Genomic DNA, 12870 nt, shown 5'->3' with positions numbered 1-12870 from the left:
GGCCTCAACCACGGTGATCTCGCTGCGATATACTCGTTGAATTACGTCTAGTCGTTTCTCGTCTTTCATTGTCAGGGTTGTCATCCTTCCACCCTGACATAATTACGTTGCCGTTAACCCCTGACATAATCACTTTGCTACAACATGAAAATTTCATTGTCTTGATTACCACCATGAATTTCGCTAAGGTCGTCGGCATCGGCATTTTTACGCCTTCGGTTAGCGTTTCCAAATCAATCAGGAGGAAATAATGGAATATCAGGATCTCAGAGACTGGATCCAAATCGCGGACGAGATGGGGGAACTGAAAACCCTCAAAGGCTGTGATTGGAACCTGGAAATCGGCGCGATTACCGAGATCGTCGCCCATAAAGAGGATGGCCCCGCGGTTCTTTTCGAAGACATCAAAGACTATCCCAAAGGTTTTCGCGTGCTGTCGAATTCATTGTCTTCGCGCAAGCGTTTGGCGCTCACCTTGGGTCTGCCGTCGGGCGACACCAAGATGGATTTCGTCAAGATTTGGAAAGACAATTACAAAAAAATCAAACCGATCCCGCCCAAGTTCGTCAAGAAAAGCCCGCTGTTCGACAACGTCTACAAGGATGGGGACATCGACATGTTCATGTTCCCGACGCCCAAGTGGCACGACAAGGACGGCGGCCGCTACATCGGCACCGGCAGTGTCGATATCACGCGGGATCCCGACGAGGGCTGGGTCAACTATGGCACCTATCGTGTCATGATCCACGACAAGGACAAGCTCGGCTTCTATATTTCTCCCGGCAAGCATGGACGGATCCAGCGGGAAAAATACCAGGCCAGCGGCGAGCCGTTCAAAATCGCCATGTCCTTCGGCCACGATCCGTTGACTTTCTTGGCTGGCAGCATCGAAGTTCCCTACGGCGTGCCCGAATATGAATTCATCGGCGGTCTGCGCGGCGAGCCCTTCGAAATGATCGAAGGCGAATACTCCGGCCTACCGATTCCGGCCAACGCCGAGATCGTCATCGAAGGCGATGTTCATTTCGACCAACCTAAGGTCGAAGGTCCCTTCGGCGAATGGACCGGCTACTACGCCAGCGCCGAACGCGCCGAGCCCTGGGTGCAAGTCAAACGGCTCTATCACCGTAACGATCCGATCATTCTCGGTTCGCCTCCAGGACGCCCGCCCGCGGAGCTCGGCTGGTATCGTTCCTATCTTCGCTCGGCGCTGATCTGGGATGAGATGGAAAAGGCCGGCGTGCCGGATGTCAAAGGCGTCTGGCTGACGGTTTCCGGCGGCAGCCGTTTGATGATGTGCGTTGCGATCAAACAACGCTATCCCGGCCACGCCAAGCAGGCGGCGGTGATCGCTTCGCAGTGCCACGCCGGCGCTTATCTCGGCCGCTTCGTCATCGTCGTCGACGACGACATCGATCCATCGAATACTGACGATATGATCTGGGCGATGTCGAGCCGCTGCGAGCCGGAGGCCGATATCGATATTCTCCGCCGTTGCTGGAGCGGTCCGCTCGATCCGATCATTCATCCGACCAAGAAGGGTTTCAACTCGCGGGCGATCATCGACGCGACCCGCCCCTACGAATGGATAAAAGACTTTCCGCCGGTCGCCGAGTCGCCCAGGGAAGTGTTGGACGCCACCGCGAAAAAATGGGGCGGCGAGTTGTTCGGCACCAACGGCAAGAAGTAACAGTCAAATCGACTACAACCACGAAGGGCAAGTTGGCTTAGGCCGGCTTGCCCTTCCTGCGTTTAGGGCTGTGTGCATCGAAGGCGAGATCCTTCGCTAACGCTCAGGATGACAGCTAGGTGTAATCGCTACTTCAGCGGCTGCGGGTTTTGTTTTTGCCACTGCTCCATGCTGGGCAGCACTTGTAAATTATCGTAGCTGGCGTGCACCGTTTTTATTTTGCCGTCCTGCCACTCGGCCATGGTGCCGTCGCCGCAATCGTTGGGCGCCGGCAGCAAGCTGGTCGCCGCGGTCAATAAATCGTTGATCGCGAAGATCGCGTAGAAAGCGTCTTTGAGTTTTTCCGCCGAGCCGTTGCCGCTCATGATATTTTCAATATGCTGGCACTCATGGCGCAGCACGTAGGGATTGTTGACGGCGAAGACGGTCATGGTCTCAGGCTTGACGCAGCCGAGCACCGGATAGGGCGCGGCGCACTCGCGGATGACCGTTGCTTGGTCGACGATGTTGGCGCCCCAGCCACGGTAAATAAAGCCGCGGTTGGGCTCATGCCACCACAGCGGCGAAGTGCAGGCGGAAAGTACAAATAGGCCGAGCGCCGGCAGTGTTGTGGCAAGGCGCTGGCAAATTCTTTTCACTTTCGCTCGCTCTCTCAACATGATGGCTCTTCTCATGGCGCTCTTTATTCGGTTATCGGCAGCCGTGGCGATTTCTTACGCAAACGGGTCATATCGCCAGGGCAAAAGGAAAGCAAGACGGTTTGTTGCCGCTCCGGCAGCGCTGGGTTATGTTGGGATTGAGGAATAAGCGGTGAAAATTCAAGTTTTATCCGATGAGATGGCGAGCCGCATCGCTGCCGGCGAGGTGGTCGAGCGGCCGGCTTCGGTGGTCAAGGAGTTGATGGAGAATTCGCTTGACGCCGGCGCCAGCGAAATTTTCGTCTGGATCGAAAAGGCCGGCACCACGCTGATACGCATCACCGACAACGGCGAAGGCATGGCGCCGGAAGATCTTGCTTTGGCCGTGGAGCGCCACGCCACCAGCAAACTCAAAGACGACGAAGATCTGTTTCACATCGCGACTCTCGGTTTTCGCGGCGAGGCGCTGCCGAGCGTCGGTTCCGTCGCCAAGATGGAGATCGTATCACGCCCTGCGGCGGCGGCTTCCGGTCATCGATTGCGGGTCGATGGCGGCAAGAAAGATGAAGTTCACGCCGCGCCGGCCGCCGGCGGCACGACCATCGAGATCAAAGATATATTTTTCAACACCCCGGCGCGCAAGAAATTTCTCAAAGCGCCGGCCACCGAATTGAGCCACATCTGCGACGTGGTCAATCGCTTGGCTTTGGCGCGCCACGACGTACATTTTCGCTTGCAGCATGACGGCCGCACGATCGCGGACTACGTCGCGGTCGGCGACGCCAAGGATCGTTTGCAGCAGGTCCTCGGCCGCGATGTCGCCAAAAGTATGACGCGCTTCGACGGCGGGCAGAACGAGCTGCGCGTTAGCGGCTATCTAAGTTCGGCGCCGACTTCTTTTCCCAACGCGCGCCATGTTTACACCTTCGTCAACCGGCGCTATGTGCGCGACAAAGTCATCACCCACGCGGTGATGCAGGGTTACGACACGCTGCTGATGAAAGGCCAGTATCCCGCGGTATTATTATTCTTGGAAATTCCTTTCGCCGAAGTCGACGTCAACGTCCATCCGGCAAAATACGAAGTGCGCTTTCGCCGCCAGTCCGATGTCCACGAAGCGGTGTCGCGGGTGATTCGCCAGGCGCTCCGGGTCGAAGCCAAGGAGCCGTCGCTGCACAGTTATGCGTCGACGATGCCTTCGTTCACAGGGGTGCGCGAATCGGCTTTGGCCTATTCGCTGCCGCCGGTTTCTTCCTACGGATCGACGCATTTCCGCGAGCAGCCGTTTTTCGTGCCGGCGCAATCGCAACAACTCCAAATGATGCCCGACCAGGGATTTTTTTCCTCGCTCACGGTTTTGGGACAGATCCTCGGCTGCTATCTGGTGTGCGCTTCGTCCCACGGCTTGGCGTTAGTCGACCAGCATGCCGCCCATGAGCGGGTCGGGTTCGAGAAGTTGCGCGCACAATTGAATAGCGGTGAGGTCGCGCGCCAGCATTTACTGATTCCGCAATCGGTGGCGCTGAGCGCCGGCGAGATGATGTTGGTCGAAGAGAAATTGCCGCTGTTGGAACAGATCGGTTTTAGCCTCGTGCCGTTCGGCCCGGACGCGTATGCGATCACTTCGGTGCCGGCGCTTTTGCCCGAGGGAGACTTCAGCCAGCTGATGCGCCAGATGGTTTCGGAACTCGCCGAGGTCGACACCTCAGCCAAGCTGCGCCAACATCTCGAAGAGCGTTTAGCGACGATGGCCTGCCACAGCGTGATTCGCGCCAATCGCCAGCTGGAAATCGACGAGATGCGCGCGCTCCTGCGCGAGCTTGATCAGATTCCCTTCGCCACTCAATGTCCGCACGGCCGTCCCGTGCTGCTGGAATTTAGCCGCGACGAGCTGGAGCGCATGTTCAAGCGCGTGGTGTGATAGTTTCATGGCTTGGCGCGAGATCTGGTGCAATTAGGTGGCACTTAATTGAAGCCTAAGCTAATCATCATTCTCGGCCCGACGGCGGTGGGCAAGAGCGAACTGGCGCTGGAATTGGCGCTGGCCATCGACGCCGAGATCGTCAACGCCGACTCGCAACAGATTTATCGCTATCTCGATATCGGTACGGGCAAGCCTTCGGAGCTGGACCGCCAACGAGTTGCTCACCACTTGATCGACATCGTTAATCCCGATGACGAGTTCAATGCTGCGCTATTTCGCCGCCGAGCGATGCAAAGCATTGAACAAATTCATGGTCGAAAAAAATCCGTCATGGTCTGCGGCGGCACCGGGCTCTATCTCAAGGCTCTGACCCAAGGTCTATTCGAAGGTCCAGGCCAGGACCCGCAGATTCGCCAGGTTTTGGAAGCGCAAATCGACAGCGAAGGGTTGGCCGCGCTGCATCTTCAATTATCGCGAGTCGATGCCGACGCAGCGGCGGCGATCCATGCCAATGACCGGCAACGTTTGATTCGCGCCTTGGAAGTATTTCAACTGACCGGCAAGCCGCTCAGCCAATGGCAGAAGGATCATGCGTTTCAAGAAAAGCCCTTCGAGGTTTTGAAAATCGGTTTGCGGCGCGAGCGCGCTGAGCTATACGATCGCATCAACCGGCGCAGCGAACGGATGGTTGAAGCGGGATTGTTGGACGAAGTGCGCAGCGTCGTGGCGCGGGGTTACAGCTTGACGCTGAAACCGCTGTGCAGCGTCGGTTACAAACAAATGGGTCAAGTCCTGAATGGAGAACAAGAGTTGGACGCCGCGGTTGAAGAGATGAAGCAAGAAACCCGCCGCCTGGCCAAGCGTCAACTCACTTGGTTCGGTAGCGACAAAGAGATTCGCTGGTTCGAGTCGCGTGAGACAATTGAAATCGTCGCGGCGGCAAGAGTATTTCTCGCCAGTTAAAGGAGACTTGGGAATGAAACGATTAATGTTGCGGGGCTTTGAAACTTCTCGGCCCAGGGCCGTCGATCGAGGCAGGCTTCCGGCGACGAGATATTCCGTCATGCCGGTGCAGGCCGGCATCCATCTTCGCTTTCTCAGCAAGGCCGACGAAAACCTGGATACCGGCCTTCGCCGGTATGACGAACTGAGGAGTCGATTTTCCGTCAAAGGATTCAGAGTTCGTCAATTTAAAGCCGGGCGATATCTAGTGATGCTGGCAACGTTGCTCGCGTTATTGCCAACACTGCCGGCATATGCAGCGGAGAGTAAGTTCGACTGGAAGGGTCTCGAAGCCGAAGCGGTGACGATGCTCAGCCGTTACATTCAAGTCGACACCACCAATCCACCGGGCAATGAAATTAAAGGCGCGCAGTTTTTGAAAACGATTTTAGACCGCGAAGGTATCGAAGCGCGCGTCATCGAGTCCGCGCCGGGGCGGGCGAATCTTTATGCTCGGCTGAAAGGCAGCGGCGCGAAAAAACCGATCGTCTTGATGCATCATATGGACGTGGTGCCGGCCGAAGCGCGACTGTGGAAAGAGCCACCGTTTAGCGGCGTGGTGAAAGACGGTGTGATCTGGGGCCGTGGCTCCCTCGACAACAAGGGCGGCGGCGTCATGGCGTTGATGACGTTGCTGGCACTCAAGCGGCAAAACATTCAGCCCAAGGGCGATATTATTTTTCTCGGCACCGCCGACGAGGAAGCTGGCGGTGTGTTCGGTGCGGGATTCTTGCTCGACAAGCATCCAGAGCTTTTCAAAGATGTCAGCGTGGTGTTCAACGAAGGCGGCGGCATCCGCGTCGGAGACGACGGCAAGGCGCGTCAGTACAGCGTCGGTGTGGCAGAAAAAGTGCCGCTCTGGCTGAAGCTGACGGCGCCGGGAACGCCAGGCCATGCGGCGTCGCCGGGAGACAATCAGGCGGTGCTCAAGCTGGTCGCGGCGTTGAATCGCCTTGCCAACTTCCAGACGCCGATCAAAGTCACGCCCGAGGTGCAGAAGTTCTACGCGGACAGTGCCGCTAGCGCGCCGGCGAATCGGCGCGAACAATATTTAGACTTGCGCAAAGCCCTGCAAGATTCTTCGTTCGCCGCCGAGTTTCTCAAAGACCGCAGCAACAACGCGCGGGTGCGCAACACGATTTCGATTACCGGCATCAAAGGCTCCGAGAAAATCAACGTGATCGCCGCCGAGGCATCCGCCGAAGTCGACGTGCGTTTGCTGCCCGGCGAAGAGGCGCAGATGTTTATCGCTGAATTGCGCAAAGTGCTCGCCGACGAATCGATCAAGATCGAAGTCTTGCTCTCGCGCACCGCCGCGACTTCGCCATTAAATCCCGAAGCGATGAAAGTGATCACCGACTACGCCAAAGCTCACGACCCCGAAGCGACGATTTTGTTTCCAGTCGGCAGCGGCTTCACCGATTGCCATTTCTTCCGCGCCAAAGGCATTCCTTGTTTAGGTTTTTCGCCGCAGCGGAGCACGGCGAGCAGCGAGGGTTTGGTGCACGGCGTCGACGAACGCGTGGCAGTGGAACGGCTGACGACGGCGATTCGGGCGATCTACGAGATTGTCAGTAAGTTGGCTGTGGAGTAGAAATGGAGCCGGTGCATTCTTGTTTGCATTTTCGGAGCTGGGACGACAAGCGGTGCAAGTGGTTGGAGACGATCTGCAAGCGACTGTGAGAGGGGAGAAGAGCGAGTACCTAATGATCAATCGCGATGCTTGCAACGTGTTCTTGTACCGGGCTCTTGTCGTATTACAAGACCTGAGGCTGATGTTCTGACACGAACCAATTGATGATCCGAACGTCTCAGTGTGCGAACGTTATCTCGCCCCCCGGCTATGACAATAAATGTTGTCCCCCTAGGAAAAAATAAACGATGAATTACCAGAGTATTAAACTACGGTTAAGTCAACGGCATGCTACCTCGACAAGTAAGTTCTTATGCATGATCTTTGTATTCCTCGCCGCCACGCCAATGGGGCTTGTAAGCAGTCCCGCCGCAACTCGAACGGACCTTACATTTGACCTATTACGCATTGTTCACAATATACCGAGTGTGCAGCCAGAGAATTGGCAATCTATAGAGGTAGATGATCGAAGAGGATCATACGTAATTTTTGCCGAACGTGTTCCCTATTTTCGGATTTCAGCAAAAGAGATTGTCTCAATAATGTTGGAACACGCACGAACTCGAGTTTTAGAGGGTAAAGACGGAAAAAAGGAATCAGCGAAGACCAGTCCGCACTCTAAGAAACAACTCAAAATGGATACCCTGCAGGATGATTCCTCGTTCAAAGCCAAGTTCTTATTTTCCAAGTCAGAGGGGAAGCGATTGCATGATTTTGCGAATGCAAACGAAGGGGAGAGGTTCGATTTTAGGTTTGGCGAAAAAAGGCTTGGAGTAATGCGGTTTGTAGGTTCTTTCGGAGGTGGGGCCGAATTCACCACATTTCTAAATGTGGGCGAGCGGGCGTGCCTATGGGAAATTGTTGCGCCAATCAAAGAGAAGCTGATTTGGAAGTAGTAGATATAGTACGATCTTAATCACATGCAGCAAATCGTAGACTTTATAGATAGAACAATCAGAACGTGGGCTGTTCGATTCCTTCTGAGTGGATTGATATCGATTGCGCCATTTGTCCTGCAACCAGACTTATACGACGAGGGGTATAGTCGTCGTGATTTCTGGCATTTGATATTCTGGTTTGGAGCGTTGCTGGGTCTGTCTAGTTACGTTAATGTCCGGTGTTTGAGTAATAACTGGAAAGTGTTCTCGTCGATCACATCAGGCTTTTCTTTGGTATACTTTGTTCCGGACGCTTCCATACTTGGTTGAATATCCTACCCTGACGATAATATATGTGGCGAGTTTTGTTAGTCCATTGATCTTTTCAAGCATTGCATCGGGAATTGGAATGGCCATCGGATCTCTAGTGCGCCGCCGAATCGAGTGATGGGGATCAGGGTCAAGGAAGGAATGGGTGATCCTTTCTTTTCCCACGCCGCATTTTTCCCGGCGGCCTGAGAGTCTGCGCTCCTGTTCGGACTCACCACCATGGCAACGGCGTTTCGATCAAGTATGTGACATGATCGGAAGTCACGTCGTTGCCGCCAGCCGAGAATTTTAAAAGTCCGAGAGAAATACTATTGGTGGTCACCATCTGGGCGGTGTCCAGCTAACTCTACGCCTCGTTCGTCCAAACCTGTTCAAGCCGCTGTCGCTTGCGCAGCTCGCGAAACGTTCCATCCACTTCTAACATCACTTCCGGTGCCTGCGGATAAGAGTTGTAGTTGATCGTTGCCATGCCGGCGCAGTAGGCGCCGGCGCCGCCGACGACTACGATGTCGCCGATTTGGGGGCGCGGCACGCGGCGCGGGGCGAGGGCTTCGGGGTCGCCGGGCGCCGGTGTGAGGATGTCGCCGGACTCACAGCAAGGTCCGGTGAAGACAACATCGACTTCGTCTCTGCCAGTCGCGAGCACTTCGATTGGATGTTGGGCGCCGTAGAGAGATGGGCGCGTCACTTCGGTCATGCCGGTGTCGAGCTTGGCGAAGATATAGCCGTCCTTGCCGGTGTCGACGACATCGACGCAGGTGGCGACGATGGCGCCGGCGCGGGCGACTAAATAGGTGCCAGGCTCCACCTCCAGATGCAGCGCGCGGCCGGTGCGTTCGCGGAACGCTTCGAGCTCTCGGCGCACATGCTGACCGATGTCTTGTAGATCGGTCGATACTTCATCCGGCATTCTGCCAACTTTAAAGCCACCGCCGAGATTGATGGTAGTAACGTCGGGCAGCCGCTCGGCGATGTCGAGTGACATGCGCGTCACGCGCTTCCACATTTCTGGATCGCTGCCGGACCCGATATGCGTGTGCAGCCGGGCGATGCGCACCTTGTTCGCCGCGGCCAGCGCTTTGACCTCGGGCAAATATTCATGCCAGATGCCGAAGCTCGAGGCTGGGCCGCCGGTGTTAGTGCGTTTGGTCGAACCGCTACCAAGACCGGGATTGATGCGGACGCATACGTCGCCGCCGAGTGCGGCTTTGCCGAACTGTTCGAGTTGATGCAACGAGCAAGCGTTGTAGCGCACGCCGCGCTTGACCCATTCCGCCAAGCGCTTGGACGGCATTTGCGAAGTCAGTTGAATCTGTTCGGCGGTAAATCCGGCGCGTAGCGCGCGCTCGACCTCATGGTCGCTGGAGGCGTCGTTATGGAGGCCCAACGCGCGGAAGACGTTCAACACGCCCAGGCTTGGGTTGGCCTTCATGGCGTAGCGTAAGGTAAAGCCGTAGGGAGCGGGAATCGCCAGCGCCTGCTTGGCGGCGGCTTCCAAGATCGCACGCGAATAAACGTAACAAGGCGTGGCGAAACGTTCGCGGGCTTCGGCCGCTTGCTCAGGCGTCAGAAACAGAGTTTCACCGCGGACCGGTTGAGTGGACATGACAACTCCTCACAAATGGCGAAATTATTTGGACTCGTCGTTGTGAATCGGCAATGCTGCGAAAGTTTTCTTTTAGCAGCAGGGCAACGGATTCTCAATCAAGTTATACACATGATCGAAATTCACGTCGTTGATCCGGGCGAGAATCTTGAACGTGCGCGGCGGTTCGTTCTTCAAGAAAACCATTAGCGCGGTTTCCACCGGCGGGCAGCCGGCTTTGACGCAGGGGACTTCCTTGACGACGATGGGCGCGTCGGGTGGAAACTCTAAAATCGTCTGCACCCAGTAGCGGATTTGATCCAAGGTGAACTTCGACACGTCCTGCTTTTTGCCGTAGGGATCGACATCGTCGGACGAAGCGTATTCGCCCTCCGTGGTGATGCAGTTCATGAAACCCTGGGTAATCTTTTCTTTATTAAGATTGCGGCCGATGAAGACCAAGCGGTTCATGCGGTCTTCGGTCTCCGCCCAAGAGCGGCCGGGACGGCCTTCGAATAACAAATGGACGCCTTGGAAGACGAACTGATCGGGATCTTTGCGCAGGTTTAAAATTCCCTTCATGCGCATGATGTGCTCGCCGAATTCCGCGATCAGCTCGCGAAACCATTGGCTGATCTTGACGCCGTCGAGATCGCCGGCGATTTCAATCGCCACGGTCTCGATGTCTTCGGTGTGGGCGTGATGGTGATCGTGCTTCGACGCTTTGATTTCCAAATCGAGGGCGCGCAGATCGAGAATCATGCCGATGTCGATGTCGGAATTGCGCGTCTGGCAGACCCGCGCGGCGCCGTTTAGATTTCTTAGTTTGAATTCCAACTCGGGCAGATCTTCGGGATTGATCAGGTCGATCTTGTTGAGCAACACCATGTCGGCAAACGCGATCTGTTCTTTGGCTTCGGGCGAACTGCTCAGTTGCTGAAAAATATGTTTAGCATCGACCACGGTGACCACGCCGTTGAGGGCGTACTCGCTCTTGATCCGCTCGTCGATGAAAAAGCTTTGCACGACCGGCGCCGGATCGGCGAGTCCCGTGGTCTCGATCATCAACGTGTCGAACTTTTCTCGGTGTTCGAGCAGTTGAAAAAGGGCGCGTAACAAATCGCCGCGCACGCTGCAGCAAATGCAGCCGTTGCTCATCTCGACCACTTCCTGATCGGAAGAGATTAACAGGTGATGGTCAATGCCGACTTCGCCGAACTCATTGACGATGACGGCTACGCGCCGGCCGTGGTCGGCGGTGAGGATGCGATTGAGGAGCGTGGTTTTGCCGGCGCCTAGGAAGCCGGTGAGGATGGTTACGGGTATGCGATGATCGCTATTGTCGAGCATGAATGAATTCCTCGTTGGATGGTAAAAAAATAACAACCGCCGGCAGTTGAGTCAACCGCGCGGCAATTGTATATGTTGTCCACTCGCGGAGGTTTTTGACCATGAAACTCAAAGGCAAGGTGGCGTTTATCACCGGCTTCGGCTCGGGATTGGGCCAAGCGATCGCGCTGATGTTCGCCAAAGAGGGCGCCGCGGTGGCGGGGACGTCGCCGACGGAATCCAAGGGACGCGAAACCGTGGCGCAGGTGGAAAAGCTCGGCGGCAAAGCACTCTTCTGGCCCGGCGATGTGTCGAACTCGGCGCAGATGAAAACTTTCATCGACGAAACCGTGCGCCAGTTGGGCGGTATCGACATCGTCGTCAACAGCGGCGGGGTGCGCACCAACGGCAGCATCACCGAGATCAGCGAAGAGGATTGGGACCGCACGCTGGATATCAACTTGAAAGGCGCCTTCACGGTGTCGCGCTTGGCGATCCCGGAAATGAAAAAGCGCGGCGGCGGCGTGATTCTCCACATCGCGGCGCGCTCGGGCATCGTCGGCCAAGGCGGCAGGGCGGCTTACTGCGCCTCCAAGGGCGGCATGGTGACGCTCACCGAAGCGATGGCGATGGACCATGCCAAGGACAACATTCGCGTCAACTGCATTTGCCCAGGACCGACACGCACGCCGATGGTCGATACTTCGACGCCGGAAAAATTGGCGCGCTACAAAACCCGCGTGCCGATTGGCCGGATCGGCGAACCGGAAGATGTCGCCTACGCGGCGGTGTATTTAGCGTCGGATGAAGCGTCGATGGTGACCGCGGCGATCTTGCCGGTGGACGGCGGCATGCGGCTGACGGGGTCATAGGGGTTAGTGATTTAGTGAGTTAGGAAGAGTCGGATTGGTAGGACTTAGATGCTTGATGTTCGGCCGATAGGTATTGAAGACTACGCGGAACGCTGCAGTAAGCCGCTCTCGGCGCTGCATGACAAGCTGTGGGTGGAAACCTATTCGAAGATGCACAGCCACAAGATGATGGTCGGCGCTCTCGAAGGGCAATTTTTGAAAATGCTCGCGAGCATCACCGGCGCGCGGCGCATCCTCGAGATCGGCATGTACACCGGCTACAGCGCGCTGGCGTGGGCCGAGGCGCTGCCTAAAGACGGCCGCGTGGTGAGCTGCGATATCAATCCGGAAACCGCCGAGATCGCCAAGCGCTATTTTGCCGAAAGCCCCCACGGCCATAAGATCGAAATCAAACTCGGACCTGCGCTGGAGTCATTAAAAACAGTCTGGGGTCCGTTCGATATTTGCTTCATCGACGCCGACAAAGAAAACTACGGCGCCTACTACGATCACTGTCTCGAACTGACGCGTCCGCGCGGTTTGATCGTTCTCGACAATATGTTGCTCGGTGGCAGAGTGTTGAATCCCACCGATCCGCGCACCGCCGCGGTGGACGCGCTCAACAAACGCATCCGCAACGATCCCCGCGTGGAAAACGTCCTGCTGCCGGTGCGCGACGGCATCATGCTAGTGCGGAAGATTAGCTGATATAGCTGTTTTCACTAAGAAGTACACGAAGTTTCCAAATTGTCGGCCCCTTCGAGTTGTTGAATTTGTTGACTCGAACGTGACGTTCTTTCCGTCATACCGGCGCAGGACGGTATCCAGGTTTTTGACGCAGTGAGGATGAAGATGGATGCTCTAGATTCACAAGCGAAGTGCAACACTATTGGGATAAGGTGTTGCTATGGGACAAAAGTATCAACAGTTTTCGCTTGAAGAGCGCTGTACGCTTTGCCGACTTAGCCAAGCCGGGAAAACAAAGCGCCAAATCGCGGCAGCTATGGATC

At 56.1% G+C, this 12870-nt stretch carries 10 protein-coding genes; 7 read left to right on the top strand and 3 right to left on the bottom strand.

Annotation, left to right across the window (positions count from 1 at the left end; all coding sequences use genetic code 11):
• Positions 1-250 precede the first annotated feature (250 nt).
• Positions 251-1690, top strand: coding sequence for a UbiD family decarboxylase (locus tag EXR70_22785; GenBank protein ID MSP41323.1), 1440 nt, complete (start codon positions 251-253; stop codon positions 1688-1690).
• 128 nt (positions 1691-1818) lie between these two features.
• Here the strand turns inward: EXR70_22785 and EXR70_22780 are convergent, their stop codons facing one another.
• A complete protein-coding gene (locus EXR70_22780; GenBank protein ID MSP41322.1) occupies positions 1819-2349 on the bottom strand; it encodes a hypothetical protein in 531 nt (176 codons plus the stop codon).
• Between the two features lie 151 nt (positions 2350-2500).
• Between EXR70_22780 and mutL the strand changes: the two genes are divergently transcribed.
• The 4 genes from mutL to EXR70_22760 all read left to right on the top strand — a co-directional run bounded on the left by mutL (position 2501) and on the right by EXR70_22760 (position 7783).
• A complete protein-coding gene (gene mutL / locus EXR70_22775) occupies positions 2501-4249 on the top strand; it encodes a DNA mismatch repair endonuclease MutL (protein MSP41321.1) in 1749 nt (582 codons plus the stop codon).
• A gap of 48 nt (positions 4250-4297) precedes the next feature.
• Entirely contained in the window at positions 4298-5215 is a 918-nt protein-coding gene (miaA, locus tag EXR70_22770) for a tRNA (adenosine(37)-N6)-dimethylallyltransferase MiaA (protein MSP41320.1), read from the top strand.
• A gap of 13 nt (positions 5216-5228) precedes the next feature.
• Positions 5229-6848, top strand: a complete 1620-nt coding sequence (locus EXR70_22765) for a M20/M25/M40 family metallo-hydrolase (protein MSP41319.1) — start codon at positions 5229-5231, stop codon at positions 6846-6848.
• A 356-nt stretch (positions 6849-7204) separates the two neighbouring features.
• Positions 7205-7783 carry a hypothetical protein gene (locus tag EXR70_22760; protein ID MSP41318.1) on the top strand — a complete coding sequence of 193 codons (579 nt, stop codon included), beginning with the start codon at positions 7205-7207 and terminating at the stop codon, positions 7781-7783.
• Positions 7784-8441: 658 nt separating this feature from the next.
• On the opposite strand, the gene EXR70_22755 is transcribed toward EXR70_22760, so the two are convergent.
• Both EXR70_22755 and EXR70_22750 read right to left on the bottom strand, forming a co-directional pair.
• Entirely contained in the window at positions 8442-9701 is a 1260-nt protein-coding gene (locus EXR70_22755; GenBank protein MSP41317.1) for a diaminopimelate decarboxylase, read from the bottom strand.
• A gap of 72 nt (positions 9702-9773) precedes the next feature.
• A complete protein-coding gene (locus EXR70_22750) occupies positions 9774-11030 on the bottom strand; it encodes a GTP-binding protein (GenBank protein ID MSP41316.1) in 1257 nt (418 codons plus the stop codon).
• A gap of 101 nt (positions 11031-11131) precedes the next feature.
• Here EXR70_22750 and EXR70_22745 point away from each other — a divergent pair, with 101 nt between their 5' ends.
• Together EXR70_22745 and EXR70_22740 are read left to right on the top strand one after the other, a co-directional pair.
• Complete coding sequence (locus tag EXR70_22745) at positions 11132-11881, top strand: SDR family oxidoreductase (protein MSP41315.1); 750 nt, start codon at positions 11132-11134, stop codon at positions 11879-11881.
• Between the two features lie 48 nt (positions 11882-11929).
• Positions 11930-12568 carry a methyltransferase domain-containing protein gene (locus EXR70_22740; protein ID MSP41314.1) on the top strand — a complete coding sequence of 213 codons (639 nt, stop codon included), beginning with the start codon at positions 11930-11932 and terminating at the stop codon, positions 12566-12568.
• Positions 12569-12870: the final 302 nt, after the last annotated feature.

It is taken from the genome of Deltaproteobacteria bacterium (genome assembly GCA_009692615.1).
In the GTDB taxonomy this organism is placed as follows: Bacteria; Desulfobacterota; Binatia; order UBA9968; family UBA9968; genus DP-20.
Note: the sequence above shows the minus strand (reverse complement) of the source record. Positions and strands in the feature narration are given on the sequence as shown.